15 protein-coding genes are annotated in these 18,059 nt (G+C 63.8%); 6 read left to right on the forward strand and 9 right to left on the reverse strand.

Annotated elements, in window-relative coordinates; translation table 11 throughout:
* Positions 1 to 86: 86 nt before the first annotated feature.
* Positions 87 to 737 carry a histidine phosphotransferase ChpT gene (chpT, locus tag C1A35_RS11595; RefSeq protein WP_104664476.1) on the reverse strand — a complete coding sequence of 217 codons (651 nt, stop codon included), beginning with the start codon at positions 735 to 737 and terminating at the stop codon, positions 87 to 89.
* Between the two features lie 274 nt (positions 738 to 1,011).
* On the opposite strand from chpT, the gene C1A35_RS11600 reads away from it, so the two are divergent.
* Together C1A35_RS11600 and C1A35_RS11605 are read left to right on the forward strand one after the other, a co-directional pair.
* A complete protein-coding gene (locus tag C1A35_RS11600; protein WP_104664710.1) occupies positions 1,012 to 1,605 on the forward strand; it encodes a DUF1134 domain-containing protein in 594 nt (197 codons plus the stop codon).
* Positions 1,606 to 1,763: 158 nt separating this feature from the next.
* Entirely contained in the window at positions 1,764 to 2,927 is a 1,164-nt protein-coding gene (locus C1A35_RS11605) for a hypothetical protein (RefSeq protein ID WP_104664477.1), read from the forward strand.
* 35 nt (positions 2,928 to 2,962) lie between these two features.
* Here the strand turns inward: C1A35_RS11605 and C1A35_RS11610 are convergent, their stop codons facing one another.
* Together C1A35_RS11610 and C1A35_RS11615 are read right to left on the reverse strand one after the other, a co-directional pair.
* Positions 2,963 to 3,799 carry a TrmH family RNA methyltransferase gene (locus tag C1A35_RS11610; RefSeq protein ID WP_104664478.1) on the reverse strand — a complete coding sequence of 279 codons (837 nt, stop codon included), beginning with the start codon at positions 3,797 to 3,799 and terminating at the stop codon, positions 2,963 to 2,965.
* 4 nt (positions 3,800 to 3,803) lie between these two features.
* Positions 3,804 to 4,187 (reverse strand): hypothetical protein, encoded by a 384-nt coding sequence (locus tag C1A35_RS11615; RefSeq protein WP_104664479.1) that lies wholly within the window; start codon positions 4,185 to 4,187, stop codon positions 3,804 to 3,806.
* 29 nt (positions 4,188 to 4,216) lie between these two features.
* On the opposite strand from C1A35_RS11615, the gene C1A35_RS11620 reads away from it, so the two are divergent.
* Both C1A35_RS11620 and rpoH read left to right on the forward strand, forming a co-directional pair.
* Entirely contained in the window at positions 4,217 to 5,245 is a 1,029-nt protein-coding gene (locus tag C1A35_RS11620) for an RluA family pseudouridine synthase (RefSeq protein ID WP_104664480.1), read from the forward strand.
* 210 nt (positions 5,246 to 5,455) lie between these two features.
* Complete coding sequence (rpoH, locus tag C1A35_RS11625; protein WP_104664481.1) at positions 5,456 to 6,361, forward strand: RNA polymerase sigma factor RpoH; 906 nt, start codon at positions 5,456 to 5,458, stop codon at positions 6,359 to 6,361.
* A gap of 111 nt (positions 6,362 to 6,472) precedes the next feature.
* Here the strand turns inward: rpoH and C1A35_RS11630 are convergent, their stop codons facing one another.
* Both C1A35_RS11630 and C1A35_RS11635 read right to left on the reverse strand, forming a co-directional pair.
* Positions 6,473 to 8,839 (reverse strand): hypothetical protein, encoded by a 2,367-nt coding sequence (locus C1A35_RS11630; protein ID WP_104664482.1) that lies wholly within the window; start codon positions 8,837 to 8,839, stop codon positions 6,473 to 6,475.
* 63 nt (positions 8,840 to 8,902) lie between these two features.
* Complete coding sequence (locus C1A35_RS11635; RefSeq protein WP_104664483.1) at positions 8,903 to 10,201, reverse strand: adenylosuccinate synthase; 1,299 nt, start codon at positions 10,199 to 10,201, stop codon at positions 8,903 to 8,905.
* A gap of 205 nt (positions 10,202 to 10,406) precedes the next feature.
* On the opposite strand from C1A35_RS11635, the gene C1A35_RS11640 reads away from it, so the two are divergent.
* Both C1A35_RS11640 and C1A35_RS11645 read left to right on the forward strand, forming a co-directional pair.
* Positions 10,407 to 11,288 carry a DMT family transporter gene (locus tag C1A35_RS11640; protein WP_104664484.1) on the forward strand — a complete coding sequence of 294 codons (882 nt, stop codon included), beginning with the start codon at positions 10,407 to 10,409 and terminating at the stop codon, positions 11,286 to 11,288.
* Positions 11,289 to 11,415: 127 nt separating this feature from the next.
* Positions 11,416 to 13,230: a methyl-accepting chemotaxis protein gene (locus C1A35_RS11645; protein ID WP_104664485.1), complete on the forward strand. Its 1,815-nt coding sequence runs from the start codon at positions 11,416 to 11,418 to the stop codon at positions 13,228 to 13,230.
* Between the two features lie 48 nt (positions 13,231 to 13,278).
* On the opposite strand, the gene C1A35_RS11650 is transcribed toward C1A35_RS11645, so the two are convergent.
* The 4 genes from C1A35_RS11650 to C1A35_RS11665 all read right to left on the reverse strand — a co-directional run bounded on the left by C1A35_RS11650 (position 13,279) and on the right by C1A35_RS11665 (position 17,893).
* The gene (locus C1A35_RS11650) at positions 13,279 to 13,785 is read right to left on the reverse strand and encodes a GNAT family N-acetyltransferase (protein ID WP_104664486.1); all 507 of its coding nucleotides are present in this window, start codon (positions 13,783 to 13,785) and stop codon (positions 13,279 to 13,281) included.
* Between the two features lie 119 nt (positions 13,786 to 13,904).
* Positions 13,905 to 15,500: a phosphoglycerate dehydrogenase gene (gene serA / locus C1A35_RS11655; RefSeq protein WP_104664487.1), complete on the reverse strand. Its 1,596-nt coding sequence runs from the start codon at positions 15,498 to 15,500 to the stop codon at positions 13,905 to 13,907.
* Positions 15,501 to 15,631: 131 nt separating this feature from the next.
* Complete coding sequence (locus C1A35_RS11660) at positions 15,632 to 16,810, reverse strand: phosphoserine transaminase (RefSeq protein WP_104664488.1); 1,179 nt, start codon at positions 16,808 to 16,810, stop codon at positions 15,632 to 15,634.
* Positions 16,811 to 17,059: 249 nt separating this feature from the next.
* Positions 17,060 to 17,893, reverse strand: a complete 834-nt coding sequence (locus tag C1A35_RS11665) for an outer membrane protein (protein WP_104664711.1) — start codon at positions 17,891 to 17,893, stop codon at positions 17,060 to 17,062.
* Between the last annotated feature and the right edge of the window lie 166 nt (positions 17,894 to 18,059).

Raw genomic sequence — 18,059 nt, forward strand, 5'->3', positions numbered from 1 at the left:
CGGATGGCAGATACGTTTCCGCCGGATGCGTTGGCACCCGGCGGATGTCGAAACGTCAAAAAGTCGGAACGCCTGGCGCTGCCGAATTAAACCTCAGGCTGCATTTTGGCCGTAAAGATGATTTCCTCGCCGGTCGAGGCTACGGCAATCTCCATGCCTGCCTCTTCGCCGAGAAGCACCGCGTAGTAGGGCTGGATCGAATGGGCGTCGACCGCTTCCTCCGGCGTGCCGGACAGAAGCTCCACCAGCTTCGGCGGCACGCGCATCATCCGGCCCTTCGCCACCAGGGTGAACACGGCGTCGAACTCCGGATTCTCCAGCGTGACGTCGATCGAGCCGCCGCGCGGAATGGCGCCGTAGGCGATCAGGAAGAGGTTCAAGAGCAGCTTGACGCGGTTCTTGGCGATGATCGCGCGCGGACCGTGCCAATTGACCTCGGTCTTCTTCTCGGCGGCGGCAAAGTCCTTGGCGGCCTTTTCCGCTTCGCCCGTGTCGATCGAAGCACCGACCGAACCGGAGGCGCCGAAGGCGAGACGGGCGAACTTCAGGCGGACAGACGCGTTGAGCGCGCTGGTACGGATGAGGTCCATCGCGTCGGCATCGGCGCCGCCCTCATCGAGCAGTTCCAGGCCGTTGTTGATGGCGCCGACCGGGGAAATGATGTCGTGGCAAACCCGGCTGCACAGAAGCGCGGCCAGATCGGGTCCCGTCAAAGTCAGGTTCGGATTCGTTGCCATCTTGGTTCCTTGTTTGGTGCCGACGGCGCGTTTCCGGAGCACGCGCCGTGGTCACGCCGGTAAAGCCTCATGCGTGAAGACGCAAGTCATGCGCTGCCCGGCGCAGCCGTTCATCAGTGGAACATAATGACACCACATTTGGTAAACCGATTGTTAAGACCATCGGTTCAAATTGCATGGAATTGGTCCAGACCCCAACTGGCCGCGCAGTGATCTGACTGGCGGCCACTGCAAACCCGCAAGCGAGCAATTTTCGCGCCTGACGGAGGATATGATGCATCAGATCATGAAGGCAGCCTCATCGGCTGGCCGTGTTGTCCTGGCCGCGATGTTTCTGGTCGCCGGCACCCTGTCCGCCGCGCAGGCCCAGTCGGCCAACAACAACAGCCAATACACCATGCAGGAAATCGTCGATGCCGGTCACGGCTTCTTCGGCGAGACCTCGGGCGGCCTTGCCAAGGTCGTCGAACGCGCTTTCGAACGCTATGGCCTGCCGAACGGCTACATCCTCGGGCAGGAAGGTTCCGGCGCCTTCATCGCCGGGCTTACCTACGGCGAAGGCGAACTCAACACCAAGAACGCCGGACAGCATAGCGTGTTCTGGCAGGGGCCGTCGCTCGGCATCGACTGGGGCGGCCAGGGCAGCCGCGCCATGATGCTCGTCTACAATCTGCCGAGCGTGCCGGCGCTCTACAAGCGCTTCGGCGGCGTCTCCGGCTCGGCCTATGTGGTTGCCGGCGTCGGCATGACGGTGCTGACCGACGAAAACATCGTCGTGGTGCCGATCCGCACCGGCATCGGCGCACGGCTGGGCGTCAATGTCGGCTACCTCAAGATGACCCAGACCCCGACCTGGAATCCCTTCTGAGACTTTTGCCGGACCTGCCGTCGCAAATTCCGGCACCACAGACTTGCAGCGCACGAAACGTCATGTTTAGTGCAAGGAAGCGGAAAATGGAGCGCCTGCCTGCCCTTGCGGCCCGGCAGGCGGTTCGGTTTCCGGTCCAGTTTTGAAACGGCCAGCTCGTGATCCAATTCTCGCTTCTCTTTGCCCTGGGCTTTCTGACGGCGATCATCATCGGTCTCCTGGTCGCGCCGGCGATCCACCGCCGCATCGTGCGCTTCGCCGAGGACCGGCTGAAGGCGACGATGCCGCTCAGCCCCCAGGAGGTGCGCGCGCAGAAGGATGCTGCCCGCGCCGCCTTTGCCGCCGAGAACGCCCGCACCCTTCAGGCCCTGAAGCGCGAGCGGGACAAGGGCGTGTCGCTGATGCTCACGAACGAAAAGAGCCTGCAGGAGGCCCGTCGCCTCAGCGGCGAAAACGCCGACCTGCATGCCCAGCTCGCCGACATGAACGTCGAAGCGGCAGACATGCGCTCGTCCATCCGCCAGTTCGAGCAGCGCCTGGAACGGATGAAGGCGACGCTCGACAGTGTTGAGCGGGACAATGCCGGAAAGTCCGACGAGCTTCAGAAACGCGACGTTCAGCTTGCTCAAAATGCCGCGGAGTCCGACAATCTGCGCATCGACCTGGCCGCGCGCGAGACCGAGGTCGAGCACCTGAAAAGCCGGATCGCCACGCTGCGCGACGAGCGCGAGGCCCTTCGCGGCGACCTCAAGACCGAGACTACCCATGCCAAGGAAATGGAGCTCCGCCTGTCGCGCGACGAGACCCGTCTGCACCGGCTGGAAGACAAGCTTGCCCGCGAAATGGCAACCAGCGCCGACCGCGAGAGCGCGCTCGAAAGACGCGCCGGCGAGATCGAGAGATTGAAGGCCAAGGTCAAGGACACGAACCAGGAAATGCGCGACGCCGCCAAGGCACTACGCGCCGCAGGCGTCGCCTTCCCCTTGCGCAAGGACCGCCGGGTCGCAGCCGAACCGACGGTCAATGGCGCAGCGGAACCGGCTCAAGCGGCGAACGGCGAGCCCGGCTCCTCGATGGCCGCCGACGACCTGCGCAATCGCGCCACCGCCCTTTCGGAACGCCTGACCAACTCCAAGTCCGCCGCCCACGACGAGGCGCTCCGCGACGAAGTTGCGGCAATCGCCGCGGGCATGGTGGCGCTGACCGCCACGAATGAAGGTGGCACCTCCCCCATCCGCGGCCTGCTTTCAGGCGAGGAGGCAGGCACTGTTAACCGGAAAAGCCTGGCAAGGCGCGTCAAGGACATCCTGCCGCGCGAATAGGCGCCCGCGTCAATCGCTCACATTAGAGCAACGTGTCAGATCCGGCCGTTGATCAAGGCCACCTGGTGCAAGGCGATACCGGCCGCCGTCGAGACATTGAGACTGTCCAGCCCCGGCCGCTGGCGGATGCGCGCCGTCCGGATCGAGGTCAGCACCGCTTGCGGCAGCCCCTCGCCTTCGGTTCCCATCAGAAGTGCGGTGCGCGGTGCGGCCGGGATCGCGCCGATGTCGGTCGTTCCCGCCGGCGAAAGGCCCCAGATCGCAAAGCCCGCGTCCTGCAGCCGCTCCAGCATGACGGCGATGGATCCTTCGCGGGCAAAGGGCACCGTCAGCACGGAACCGACGGAAACGCGGATCGCCTTGCGATACATCGGATCGCAGCTCGTCTCGTCCATCAGCACCGCATCGACGCCGAAGGCGGCGGCGTTGCGGAAGAGCGCACCCATATTGTCGTGGTTGGAGATGCCGCAGGCCGCCAGAACCAGGCTTGACGCGGGAAGGGACGCAATCAGCGTGTCGCGATCCGGCTCCCCGTCACGGCGCCCGAGCGCCAGAACGCCGCGATGCATGTTGAAGCCGGCGACCGCGTCGAACACCGGCGCATTCGCCACATAGACCGGCACATCAGGCGGGAAGCGCCGGAGAATGTCGCTGACGCCCTCCAGACGGTTCTCCAGCAGCAGGATCGCCTCCGCCGCAAAGCCGCGCCCGGCCTCGTGCGCCGCGGCCAGCATGCGCAGGACCACAGTCCCTTCGGCGATGAAGCGACCGTGCCTCCCGGTCAGATCGCGCTCCTTGATCGAGACGAAGCCGGCAATCCGGGGATCGGCGGGATCGTCGATGCGCAAGACGGGCGGGAGGGCGCCTGGCATGCCGTCAGTTCGTCCGAACGGTAATATCGGCTACGACACGGCCGGTGCCGATGTCGAAGACGATGGCGCGCGGCTCGGCGCCGGGCAGGTTGCCGTAGAACAGCACCTGCGAGCCCGAAAGCGAAACATTCGTCACCGTGAAACCTGCAGGCAGTGCCGCAACCGCATTGACCGGCGCTTCGCTCGGAACGACAGCGGCGGACGCCTCGGCCGGTGCTTTCGCATCCGTGCGCGTCAGCTTGTAGACAATCGTTCCAAGGACAGCCATAAGCATGACCAACATGACGCCGGCCGAGACGAGCTGCAGCTTCACCATCTTGCGGCGGACATTTTCCATCGCCGGATCTAGCGGCTTGTCTTCCTGGTCATCGGGCTCGATTGCGGTCATGGCTGGCCTTTTTTCGGATTTTTAACGGAATGAACGACCCCTTTAAACAAGCAACGGCCAATAGGAAAGTCCTGACGGCGGGCGAGGATGCCGCAGGGCGGCTCGATTCCTTCCTGACGGACGCACTTTCGGGTGAATTCTCCCGCAACCGCATCAAGGCGCTCATCGAACAGGGTGCGGTGTCGGTCAACGGCAAGCCGGTGAGCGAACCGAAAAAGAAGGTGCAACCGGGCGACGTTTTCGAGATCGACCTGCCGGAGCCGGAAGATCCCGAGCCGAAGGGCGAGAACATCCCCCTCGACGTGCTCTATGAGGACAGTGACCTGATCGTGCTGTGCAAGCCCGCCGGTCTCGTCGTGCATCCGGGCGCCGGCAACTGGACCGGAACCCTCGTCAATGCGCTGATCCACCATTGCGGCAGCAGCCTGTCGGGCATCGGCGGCGTCAAGCGCCCGGGCATCGTCCATCGCCTCGACAAGGAGACGAGCGGCGTCATGGTCGTCGCCAAGAACGACGCGGCGCATCGCCATCTCTCGGACCAGTTTGCCGACCACGGCCGCACCGGCCCGCTCGAGCGCGCCTATCGTGCCGTCGTCTGGGGGCGGCCGCGGCAGTTGAAGGGCACGATCGACGCGCCACTCGGCCGCGCCGGCGACCGGACGAAGCGCGCCGTCAAGCGCGAGGACAGCGATGACGCCCGCGAGGCCATCACCCATTACGAGGTGGTCGAGCGCTATCTCGAAAAACCCGACGGCACTTCGCTCGCCTCGACAATCGAATGCCACCTGGAAACGGGCCGGACCCACCAGATCCGCGTGCACATGGCCCATATCGGCCATCCGCTGATCGGCGATCCCGAATACGGCGCCGCTTTCAGAACCAAGGCAAACCTTCTGCCCGACGCCGCCAAGGCCGTGGTCAACCAGTTTCATCGCCAGGCGCTGCATGCCTTCATGCTGCAGTTCGAACATCCGTCGACCGGCGAAACCATGCATTTCGAAGCGCCGATGCCGGCCGACATGGCGGCACTGATCGAAGCGCTGCGCAGCGGAGACTGATCGCCCCTTGAAATCCGGCGCTGGAATTCCGATCTAACACTGGCCTCTATTCGTGACATTTCCGTCGCTCCGGCGTCACATGCTCGTGAACCGGACTCCTTGAATCATGCTTTCGCCGTACTTATTTTCTACGTTCGTGGGGTCTTGACGAAGACCCACATGCCCGGCTTGCCGACCGGAGGCCGGAGACTAAAAAGGGGGGTGCTTCATATGGCCCGAAACAATTTGCCGACGATTGCCGCTGGAGAAGGCGGCCTCAATCGTTACCTCGACGAAATTCGCAAGTTCCCGATGCTGGAGCCGCAGGAAGAGTACATGCTCGCCAAGCGGTACCAGGAACATGACGACCGCAAGGCGGCGCACAAGCTCGTCACCAGTCACCTTCGCCTCGTCGCCAAGATCGCGATGGGCTATCGCGGCTACGGCCTGCCGATCGGCGAAGTCGTGTCCGAAGGCAATGTCGGTCTGATGCAGGCCGTGAAGAAGTTCGAGCCCGATCGCGGCTTCCGTCTCGCCACCTACGCGATGTGGTGGATCAAGGCAGCAATCCAGGAGTACATCCTGCGCTCGTGGTCGCTGGTCAAGATGGGCACGACCGCCAACCAGAAGCGGCTGTTCTTCAATCTGCGTCGCCTCAAGGGCAAGATCCAGGCGCTCGACGAGGGTGACCTCAAGCCCGAGCAGGTCAAGGAAATCGCAACCACGCTCAAGGTGAGCGAGGATGAAGTCGTGTCGATGAACCGCCGCCTGTCCGGCGACGCCTCGCTCAACGCGCCGATCAAGGCGAGCGAAGGCGATTCCGGCCAATGGCAGGACTGGCTCGTCGATGACCACGACAACCAGGAAGAAATCCTGATCGAGCAGGACGAGCTCGAAAACCGCAGAGCCTTGCTTGCCAACGCGATGAAGGTGCTCAACGACCGTGAGCGTCGCATCTTCGAAGCACGCCGTCTGACCGAAGATCCGCTGACACTCGAGGATCTCTCGGCCGAGTTCGACATCAGCCGCGAACGTGTGCGGCAGATCGAAGTCCGCGCCTTCGAAAAGGTGCAGGATGCCGTGCGCAAGGCAGCGCTGGAGCGCGCCAATGCCCTGCGCGTCGTCGAAGGCGCCTGAGGCCATCGAAGCAATTCGGCGACGGTCCTGCCTCAGGAACGCGTAGCCCGACAAAAAAACCCGGCGGTCGCTTCCGCCGGGTTTTCTGTATCAACGGTTCTCTGTGAGAGCCTACTGGCTGTTGCTCTGGGCAGCCGTTCCCGTCGCCGTCCAGGCGCGCATGGCCTGGTTGAACACATCCGTGCCGCTCGGCCCCTTCTCAAGCGTCAGCAGCGCGCGGCGGCCGTTGCGGTAGGTGAGAGGGATGTCGATCCAGCTGCGGCTGCGCAGCAGTTCGGTGTTGTTGCTGATGGCGTCCGTCGCATCGTTCAGCGCGATCATGTGGAAATCGTCGGTGATCTTGGCCGGAACGGCGATCAAGGCGTCTCCCCGATCCTGCTCGGTCCGCTTCATCGATACACGCTGGACGCTGTCGATGGCACCGCCCTCGAAGTTCTGCGGCAGCGAGAACACGAATTCGACGACGTGGCTTGCCGGCAGCGACGGATCCGCATTCCGCTTGATCGTCATCAGCGCGGTCAGGCCGCGGTCGGGAACGGTGATCTGAGCCTGGATTGCCGGCTCGGGCTTGGCGTCGCCACCGGGCGATTCCTGCTTCACCGACCATGCCACGGTCCCCGGAACGGCCGTGGGCGAAGACTGGCCAAGGCGCTCCTCATAGAGGAACATCTTCTCGCCGCTGACAATCGCGACTTCAGTCTGGCTCGGCTGGCCGGTGGCCTGTCCCGCAGCCGGCGCCCCGGCCTGGCCGGCGGTTCCGCCCTGCCCGGCCGCCGTTTCGACTGGCTTGCCGGCTTCCGTCTGAGGCGCCACGGACTTGCCTTCCTGGGCCGCGCTCTCGCCGGTTGCATTGGCCGGCCCGTCGTCGGTCTCGGAACCATCCGCCATCAGGCGCTGCGTGAACTTCGTCGACGCGTCGTCCGGAACGGCCGTATCGTCATGCGCGGCCGGTTCCTGCTTGGCGGTCTCGCCAGCGGGCTGAGGCGGCGTGGCTTGCTCTGCCGGCGCTCCGCCGATGTTGGACACGGCCGAGGTTATCGATGCGGCAATGCCGGAAATCCAGGCATTGCCGGCCTCGCGGTTCTGCCAATAGGCAAACCCGCCACCGCCGACGACCAGAAGGGCGACGGCGGCAATGGCAAGACGCTTGGCGCTGAAGCGCGACGGCTTCGGCGTCGCCCGGTAGGATCCCGGCCTTGGGGCAGTCGGCGCTGCAGCCTCGACGCTCCGTTCCGGTTCGCGTGCCGCGGCCGCTGCTCCGGCTCCCGCCGCGGCAGCGTTGGCCGCGTCCTCGAAACCGAGCAGGTCATCGATATGATCCCAAGCGGTGCCAACGCGTTCCTGCTGATCCTGCGCTGCCGGCGTCGCGTTCGCCTGAACAGGCTTTTCGACCGGCCATGACCAGTCACTGATCTCCGGTTCGGAGGTCTTTTCGGCTCGCCGCTCCTCGATCGGGGCGAAAGGATCATTGTCGTCGAACGACCAGCCGCGCACAGGTTCCGCAGTGGGCGTTGCCTGAGGCGCCGGCTGTTCCGGCTCATCGACCGGATGCATCCCCAAAAGTTCGGGCGCACTAACCGGTTCGAGGACCTCGTCGGCTCGCTCTTCGCTGATCTGCTCGCTGGCCGGCGCGACGGTCGACGTCGGACCGACGGTCTCCCACTCGGGCAGGTCCCATTCGGAAAGCTGCGGCTTCTGTTCAGCGCTTGCAGCCGGCGCGTCGTCCCAGGTCGTCTCGTCCGCAGGCTGGTGCTGCGGCTCGACCGGCGGGGGAGCCACCGGCTCATCCTGTGTTTCTGCCACCGGTTCGGCATGTTCCGGCGCTTCATAGACCGGCGCGTCCGCGTCCGGCTGAAGAGCAACGGGGGTTTCGTCCAGCGGCGCCGTAACGGTTCCCGTAGGCTCTACGCGTTCATATTCTACAGGCTCTGCGCGTTCGTATTCTACCGGTTCCGCCGGGGCTTCCTCGGCCGGCCCGGCATCAGGCTCGACGACATGCGCCGGCTCCTCGTGGGCCACGGCCTGGTGGTAAGTCTCGGCAATGCCTTCGTCTTGCGGTGCCAGCGGCTCGACGGCATGCACCGGTTCGCTTTCGGCCACCGGCTCACTTTCGACAAGCGGCGCGCGCTCGGCTTCCGGTTCCGGTTCCGGTTCCGGTTCCGGTTCCGGTTCCGGTTCCGGAGCGTGCTCCTCTACGAAAGGCGCCGAGGCAACCGGTTCGACGGTCTCCGCTTCCAGAGCCTCCGGCTCGTCGAGCGCGGGCAAGGCCTCGGCATGTTCGCTGTCGACTTCGGCGATCGCGTTTTCGAGTTTCGCCAGCTGGCGATTGATCATGTCGTCCGACGGTCGCGGGTTCATGTTTTCGAGTTGGCGGCGCACGGCCGCGCGCGCCTTCTCGTATACCCTGTCCCGCATTTCAGGTGTGTTTTCCGACAGGCCGTCAACGGTCCTGCGAATAACTGCAACAAAATCCGCCATTAGTACTTTCTCATACGCCCAGGTATGTCTTTGCGATCACGACGCGATGTGAGTTCGCCGACACTAGTCCTCAAAGGGGTCCGTCACAAGTATTGTGTCGTCCCGTTCGGGGCTGGTCGAAAGAAGAGCGACCGGTGCACCGATCAGTTCTTCCACCTGGCGGACATACTTGATCGCTTGCGCCGGAAGATCTGCCCAGCTGCGCGCGCCAACCGTCGATTCTTTCCAGCCTTCGAGCGTTACATAGACTGGCTTTGCCGAAGCTTGCTGCGCCTGGCTGGCCGGCAGATGGTCGATCTGCTGTCCGTCCAGAGTATAACCGACGCAGATCTTCAGCTCGTCGAGACCGTCGAGAACGTCGAGCTTGGTGAGCGCGATGCCGGTGATGCCGTTGGCGGCGACCGACTGGCGCACCAATGCCGCATCGAACCAGCCGCAACGGCGCTTGCGACCCGTAACCGTGCCGAACTCATGCCCCTTCTCGCCGAGGAACTGGCCGATCTCATCGGTGAGTTCTGTCGGGAACGGCCCCTCGCCGACACGCGTCGTATAGGCCTTGGTGATGCCGAGGATGTAACCGAGCGAACCCGGACCCATGCCCGAGCCGGCGGCAGCCTGACCGGCAACCGTGTTCGACGAGGTGACGAACGGATAGGTGCCGTGGTCGATGTCGAGCAGGGTGCCTTGCGCGCCTTCGAACAGGATGCGGGCGCCCTTGCGGCGCGCCTTGTCGAGCAGCACCCAGACGGTTTCCATGAACGGCAGCACCTTGGCGGCGACCGAGGAGAGTTCCTGCATGATCGCGTCGTGGCTGATTTCCGTTTCGCAGAGGCCACGGCGCAGCGCATTGTGGTGCGTCAGGAGGCGATCGACCTTGGCCGGCAGCGTATCGAGATCGGCGAGATCCATGACGCGGATGGCGCGACGGCCGACCTTGTCTTCATAGGCCGGGCCGATGCCGCGGCGGGTGGTGCCGATCTTCGTGCCGCTGTTGGAGGCGGCGTCCTCGCGGATGCCGTCGAGTTCGCGGTGCAGCGACAGGATCAGCGTGGCATTGTCGGCGATGCGCAGGTTATCCGGCGTGATCGCAATGCCCTGCTTGCCGAGCTTGTCGATTTCGGCGATCAGTGCGTGCGGATCGATGACGACGCCATTGCCGATGACAGCAAGCTTGCCGGGACGCACCACGCCCGAAGGCAGGAGCGACAGCTTGTAGCTGACGCCGTCGATCACCAGGGTATGGCCGGCATTGTGACCGCCCTGAAAGCGCACGACGATATCCGCGCGCTCGGAGAGCCAATCCACAATCTTGCCTTTGCCTTCGTCACCCCATTGGGAGCCGACCACTACGACATTCGTCATAATTCTCTTCCTGTGCAGGCGCGCAAACGAGGCTGCGCTGTTCTCAAACCCGCGCATCTATACTGTGTTGTCATCTGGAAAGCGACCCCGTTCTGCCCGGCGTTCCGCCCTTTTTGCATGACAAGGCCGGGATTTAGCGCCTATATCTTGTGCTTTCCCGCCATGGCGACAACCGGTCGCCCATCCCCATGCAGGTCTGAGCATCGTGAATTCCAGGGCCTATTTCTATCTGTGCATCACTGCCCTCTTCTGGGGCGGCAACTCGGTCGCCGGCAAGATGGCGGTCGGCCATGTCAGCCCGATGATGCTGACGACCCTGCGCTGGGTCTTCGCGCTGATCGTCATTCTGGTGCTGATGACACCGCAGATCCGCCGCGACTGGGACAAGATCCGCAGGCATTGGCTGCAGCTTCTCGCCTATGGCGCGATCGGCTTTACCACCTTCAACGCGCTGCTCTATTCGGCGCTGAAATATACGAGCGCCATCAACGCCGTCATTCTTCAGGCCGGCATCCCGATGCTGATCTTCCTGTTCAATTTTGCGCTGTTCCGGACGAAAGCCTCGGTCGCCCAGGTCATCGGCTTTACCGTCACCCTGATCGGCGTGCTGGTCACCGCCGCGCATGGCGACGTGACCAGCCTTCTGTCGCTCGAGTTCAACTTCGGCGACGCCTTGATGATCGGCGCCTGCATCGTCTATGCGGGTTACACCGTGGCGCTGCGCTACAAGCCGACCATGCACTGGCAGAGTTTCATCGCCGCGCCCGCCTTCGGCGCGCTTTTGAGCGCCATTCCGCTGCTGTTCTGGGAAATCGGCACCGGCACGGCGATCGTACCCGACACGACAGGCTGGATCATCGTACTTTATGCCGCGATCTTCCCGTCGCTGATGTCGCAGGTGCTCTATGTGCGCGGCGTCGAAATGATCGGTGCCAACCGCGCCGGCCTGTTCATCAACGCCATTCCCGTCTTCGGCACATTGCTATCGGTGATGCTGATCGGCGAGACCTTCCATCTCTTCCATCTCTTTGCCCTGCTCCTCGTGCTTGGCGGCATCGCGATCGCGGAAAAGGGGCGCCCCCGCTGAGCGGTTCTCGCGCCTACCGGGTAGGTTTCAGGCAATGCAATCGCTAGAACTCGGGAGGCGACTTAAGGCTTGATTAGCAGATGACTGTTTCTGTCGCCTCCAGGATATTCTCCCTGGGGCTAAGGCAGTGAAAAATATTAGAATTTCGACACGTATCTATCTGTTGACGGCAATGGCGCTGGTCTTCATGGCCGCAGCCATGGCCTACAAGACGCAAGTTGCCAATTCGGAAGTCAGCGACGAGCGCCGGCAGATGTTGCGCAATGTTACCGAAGCGGCGATCTCGACGATCGCAAGCTTCGAGGAGCAGGAGCGCAATGGCACGCTCTCGCGTGAGGAGGCGCAGAACCGTGCCATTTCCGCCGTCATGGCCATGCGCTTCGGCCAGGACGGCTACTTCTTCATCAACGGCTTCGACGGCATGATGATCGCCCATCCGCTGGCCAAGAAGCTGATTGGAACCGACGTTCGCGGGCTCAAGGACACCAACGGCAAGGCCTTCAACGTCGAGCTCATCGCGCTTGCGCAGAACCCGGGCAGCGGCATCGTCAACTACTACTGGGACAAGCCCGGCCACGAGGAGCCGGTTGAGAAATACTCATATATCCAGGGCTTCAAGCCCTGGGGCTGGGGTGTGGGCACCGGCGTATATGCCGACGACCTCGCTGCGAAGTACAACGCTTCTCTGCTGATGACGATCATCACGACGGTGATTGCCGCAATCGCGACGCTTGCCGCCGCGATGGCGATCGGCCGCTCGATCAGCGGTCCGATCAACCGGCTGAAGGACGTGATGCTTGAAGTGTCGAACAACGACACCCGCTCGCAGGTCCCCGATACCGGCCGCCGCGACGAGATCGGCCATATGGCCGATGCCCTCGTCGTGCTGCGCGCATCGGTGATCGAACGCAACGCCCTCGAGGTTCGTCAGCGCGAACAGCAGGCGGCGCTCGACCACGAGCGCAGCGCCAACGAGGAAATGCAGCAGGCGACCGCGCGCAGCCAGGCCCACGTCGTCAGCAGCATCGGCGGCGCACTCGAACGGCTGGCGAGCGGCGACCTTACAACCCACGTCCCGGACCTCGGCGCCGACTACGAAAAGCTGCGCCAGGACTTCAACACCGCCGTTGCCGCATTGCGCTCGACGGTCAGCGCGATCGCCGACTCGACATCTGTCGTCACCGGCAATGCCAACGAGATCAGCAAGGCGGCCAACGACCTGTCGCAGCGCACCGAACAGCAGGCGGCATCGCTTGAAGAAACGGCGGCGGCTCTCGACGAGATCACCTCGGCGGTCCAGAACTCCACCAACCGCGCCGAGGAGGCCACCCGCATGGTCGCCGAAGCCCGCAAGGGTGCGGCCACCTCAAGCGAAGTCGTTCGCGACGCGATCACCGCCATGGGGCGCATCGAAAACTCGTCCTCGAAGATCGGCGAAATCATCGGCGTGATCGATGACATCGCCTTCCAGACGAACCTTTTGGCGCTGAACGCCGGCGTTGAGGCGGCCCGCGCAGGTGACGCCGGCAAGGGCTTTGCGGTGGTCGCCCAGGAGGTGCGAGAACTGGCGCAGCGTTCGGCGACGGCTGCCAAGGAGATCAAGGGCCTGATCACGGCATCGGGTGTCGAAGTCTCCGCCGGCGTGCGTCTCGTCGAGGCGACCGGCTCGGCGCTTGGCGACATCGAGCGGCGGGTCAACGAGATCAACGACCGCATCGTCGCCATCGCGACGGCCGCCCGCGAACAGTCGGTCGGGCTGCGGGAGATCAACACCGCCGTCAACCAGATGGACCAGATGACGCAGCAGAATGCCGCCATGGTCGAGCAGACCTCGGCAGCAAGCCAGGCGCTCGCCGGCGAAAGCAATGTGCTTTCCGGCCGGCTCGCACAGTTCACGGTCGAGGACAGAGGGTGGCGCCCCGCCGCACAGCGGGCAGCCTGACACGAACCGACACAAAGGAGAATGGCGCCGAACGGGCGCCATTTTCATTCAGGCGAGACGCCGCTCCATGTAGAGCGCGTCCTCGCCGTAGCTTGCAAGCTTCCACGCCAGCCGTTCGTCCATGCGGACCTCAAAGCCCTGCCGTTCCCAGAAGCCGCGGGATCCGTTGACCGAAACGAGCGACATCGAGCGGAACCCTTCCGTCCGGGCGACGTCTTCGAGCATCGGCAGCACGCCACCCCCTGCCCCGGAGCCGCGCATTTCCGGCAGAAGGGCGAGGTCATGGATGTACCAGGTATCGGCAGCGTCAGGGATTTCGCAGAGCATGGTGTTGAGCGACGGCGGCGCGCGCCTGAGCCAGGGGTGGCTGAGCACATAGCCGCGCGACTCTCCCCTTGCGTCCAGCATGAAGCAACCGGCAGGGCTGAGCGCGATGCGGTCGGCGAGCACGGCGTCATCCTCGGGAAAGGCCTGATGCACCACGAGCTGGATCTCCGACACGGAGGCAAGGTCAGGCAGGCTTGCCTCGCGCCAGCGGAATGTCATTTCGGTCATCTTACGTCACAAGCGGTCTAAAACAGGAAAACGCACCGGCGGGCGGCCGGTGCGTGCTCCATTGTCCCACGATTGGGTCGACAAAGCGGCAGATTGCGCTGCCGCTTGCCATGCCGGCATCAATCGATGTTGAAGACCAGCGGCTTTGCCTGGCGAATTGCCGGATTGGCACGCAGCTTGTCAAGCACGGCCTCGGAAACCGCACCATCGACGTAGAGCAGCGCGATCGCGTCGCCGGCTTCCTTCTCGCGGCCGAGCTGGAAGTTGGCGATGTTGACGCCGGCGTCACCGAGCGTCATGCCGATGAAGCCGATCATGCCGGGAACGTCGGTGTTGGTGATGTAGACCATGTGGTTGCCGACATCCGCATCGAGGTTGATGCCCTTGATCTGGATGAAGCGCGGCTTGCCATCCGAGAACACCGTACCGGCAACCGAGCGGGTCTGGTTCGCCGTCTTCACCGTCAGCTTGATGTAGCCGTCGAAGACGCCGGTCTTGTCGCGCTTGACCTCGGACAGGATGATGCCCTTTTCCTTGATCATCACCGGCGCCGAAACCATGTTGACGTCGGCGACCTGCGGCCGGATCAGACCGGCAAGCACAGCGCTCGTCAGCGCCTTGGTGTTCATGCCGGCGGTCGAGCCGTCATAAAGGATCTCGATTTCCTTGATCGCGCTTTCGGTCACCTGACCGACGAAGGCGCCGAGAACGTCGGCAAGCCGGATGAACGGCTTCAGGATCGGCGCTTCCTCGGCGGTGATCGACGGCATGTTGATGGCGTTGGAAACGGCGCCCTTCACCAGGTAGTCCGACATCTGCTCGGCCACCTGCAGCGCGACATTCTCCTGGGCTTCCGTGGTCGAAGCGCCGAGATGCGGCGTGCAGACGACGTTCGGCAGGCCGAAGAGCGGGCTTTCGGTTGCGGGCTCGACCTCGAAGACATCGAAGCCGGCGCCGGCAACGTGGCCCGACTTGATCGCTTCGGCAAGTGCCTTCTCATCGACGAGGCCGCCGCGGGCGCAGTTGACGATGCGCACGCCAGGCTTGGTCTTGGCAAGCGCTTCAGCGTTCAGGATGTTGCGCGTCTTGTCCGTCAGCGGCACGTGCAGGGTGATGAAATCGGCCTGGGCAAGCAGCTCGTCGAGCTCCACCTTGGTGACGCCCATTTCCTCGGCGCGCTCCTTGGAGAGGAACGGGTCATAGGCAAGCACGTGCATCTTGAGGCCGATGGCGCGCGAGCAGACGATCGAACCGATATTGCCCGCACCGATGACGCCGAGCGTCTTGCCGGTGATTTCGACACCCATGAAGCGGGACTTCTCCCACTTGCCGGCCTGCGTCGAGGTGTCGGCGGCCGGCAGCTGGCGGGCAACGGCAAAGAGCAGCGCGATCGCGTGCTCGGCGGTCGTGATCGAGTTGCCGAAGGGCGTGTTCATCACGATGATACCGCGACGCGAGGCGGCCGGGATATCGACGTTGTCGACGCCGATGCCGGCGCGGCCGATGACCTTGAGGTTGGTCGCAGCCGCGATCAGCTTTTCCGTCGCCTTGGTGGCCGAGCGGATCGCCAGACCGTCATAGTTGCCGATGATTTCGGCGAGCTTGTCCTTGTCCTTGCCGAGCTTCGGCTGGAAATCGACTTCGACGCCGCGGTCGCGGAAGATCTGGACGGCGGTTTCCGACAGTTCGTCGGATACGAGAACGCGAGGTGCCATGAGAGGCCTCCTTAAAGATCAGGTCTGAATGGGAATGCGGGTAGCCGGGCCTCGCCCCCATCGGGAGCGAAGCGGATCACTCAAATCAGTGTGAGATGCGGGCGAAGTTCATTGTCCTCACCCTTGTCTGATCAGGCCGCGGCCTGCGCCAGCGTCGCCTTCTGGGTCTCGAAGGCCCAGGTCAGCCACGGCATCAGCGCCTTCATGTCGGCGGTCTCGATCGTGGCACCGGCCCAGATGCGAAGACCGGACGGGGCATCGCGGTAATGGCCGATGTCGAAGGCGACGCCTTCCTTTTCGAGAAGCGCAACGACACCCTTGGCAAAGGCTGCCTGTCCGTCGGCATCGAGCGCCAGAACGTCCTTGTCGACGATCTTCAGGCAGACCGAGGTGTTGGAGCGGGTCTCGTCCTTGACGGCGAGGTTGGCGATCCAGTCATTGGCGGCGACAAAATCGAAGATGGCTTCGGCATTGGCGTCGGCGCGGGCCATCAGGCCCTTGAGCCCGCCGACCTGCTGGGCCCAACGAAGGGCGTCGATGTAGTCTTCGACGCAGAGCATCGACGGCGTGTTGATCGTTTCGCCGGTGAAGATGCCCTCGATCAGCTTGCCGCCCGAGGTCATGCGGAAGATCTTCGGCAGCGGCCAGGCCGGAACGTAGGAAAGCAGGCGTTCGACAGCGCGGGGCGACAGGATGATGACGCCATGGGCGCCTTCGCCGCCGAGAACCTTCTGCCAGGAGAAGGTGACGACGTCGAGCTTGGCGAAATCGAGGTTCTGCGCGAAGGCGGCCGAGGTCGCGTCGCAGATCGTCAGGCCCTTGCGGTCGGCCGGAATGAAGTCGCCGTTCGGCACGCGCACGCCCGAGGTCGTGCCGTTCCAGGTGAAGACCACGTCGCGGTCGAAATCGACCTTGGAAAGATCGGGAAGTTCGCCGTAGCCGGCTTCGAACTTGCGCACGTCGGCGAGCTTGAGCTGCTTGACCACGTCGGTCACCCAGCCGGCGCCAAAGCTTTCCCAGGCGACCATGTCGACGCCGCGCGGACCGAGCAGCGACCAGAGCGCCATTTCGACGGCGCCGGTATCGGAAGCGGGCACGATGCCGATGCGGTAGTCGGCCGGCACTTCGAGAATGTCACGGGTAAGATCGATGGCCTGCTTCAGCTTCGTCTTGCCGACCTTGGCGCGGTGCGAACGACCGAGCGGAGCATCGGAGAGAGCGTCGAGCGTCCAACCGGGGCGCTTCGAGCAAGGGCCAGAAGAGAAATGGGTATTGTTCGGACGGAGGTCCGGCTGTGCAGGCTTTGCCATGTGCTATCCTTCCAGATAGATAGCCCTTCGTTGGGGAAGGGTGTCCCGCCGTCGTCGATATTGGCGACGGGATCGGAAGTCAAGCGCTTTGTCGCAATCGACAAAATTTATGGCGTCGCGGGCAACATCTGCAAAGGCACGCAGCCACAAGCGAGCGATTGTTGCCACGCACCACCCTGCTTCGGGCAGCGCGGGAGCTATCGCGGAAAGAACGCGCTGATCCTGCCCGATCCTTCCATGGCGATCGCGTCAGAACGAGAAGCGCAGGCCGGCCCGGATTTCGTGACGGGAAAGACCATCGTCAAAGCCCTTGTCGCCGCGCGCGCCCGCAAGCGCTTCCGCACCGAAGCCGAACATCTCGCCATCGGCAATATGGGAATAGCGATACCCGACATCGAGCTTCAATTGATCGCTGAGATCGTAGGAGACGCCGGCCATCAGCGCATAGGTGAAACGCCAGCTGTCGCGCCCCTCATAGGAGGTCGAGGTGGCCGCCCCGGCGCAGGCGCCGCCGCCGGCAACGCAGGTCGCCTTTTCGACGGCGGTGTCCCAATTGAGACGTGTCGCGCCGAGACCGGCGCCGACATAGGGCGTGAAGCCGGCGAGCGTGCCGAAGTCGACATAGGCATTCGCCATCAGGCCGAGAGCGGAATAGTCAGCCCCGGTCGAAAACGCACAGGACGTGCCCGCCCCCTGCCCCGCGCACGGGCCTGCCGATGAGGACGAGCCGTTGAACCGGCCTTCGAAATATTCGGCCGTCAGGTCGGCGCGGAACGTGTCGGTAAACTGGTAGCCGACGCCGAGCGCCCCTGAGAACGGCTTGTCGAAACGCGCATGGTCGAAGGGGACGCTGTCATAGGTCGACGTGCCCGCATCGAAGGTCCGGTAATAGGGATCGCCTTCGCTTCGCCACGGCGCATAGCCGATATCGCCGCGCAGATAGATCGCGCTGGCGCCGGTCGCTTCTTTTTCGATGGTGATTTCCGGGGCGTTCAGAAGATCCTCGTCGGCAGCAAGCGCCGCGCCGGAAAGGAGCAGGCCGGCACCAAAAGCGGCTCCGCAGAACCCGTCTCGCCAACCCATGCCCATGCCCTTTCGCTTCCATCACGGTGGGCCATACGTCGCCCGATTCGGCGTTAACTATTGCAAGCCGAGGTTAATCCACGGTTAACCATGCCCGTTAACCATCCGGACACCCCAGAAACGCGAAAGGGCCCGCCAATGGCGGACCCCTTGTGATGCATCGAGC

The organism is Ensifer adhaerens (genome assembly GCF_002940685.1).
GTDB classification, from domain to species: Bacteria; Pseudomonadota; Alphaproteobacteria; order Rhizobiales; family Rhizobiaceae; genus Ensifer; species Ensifer adhaerens_E.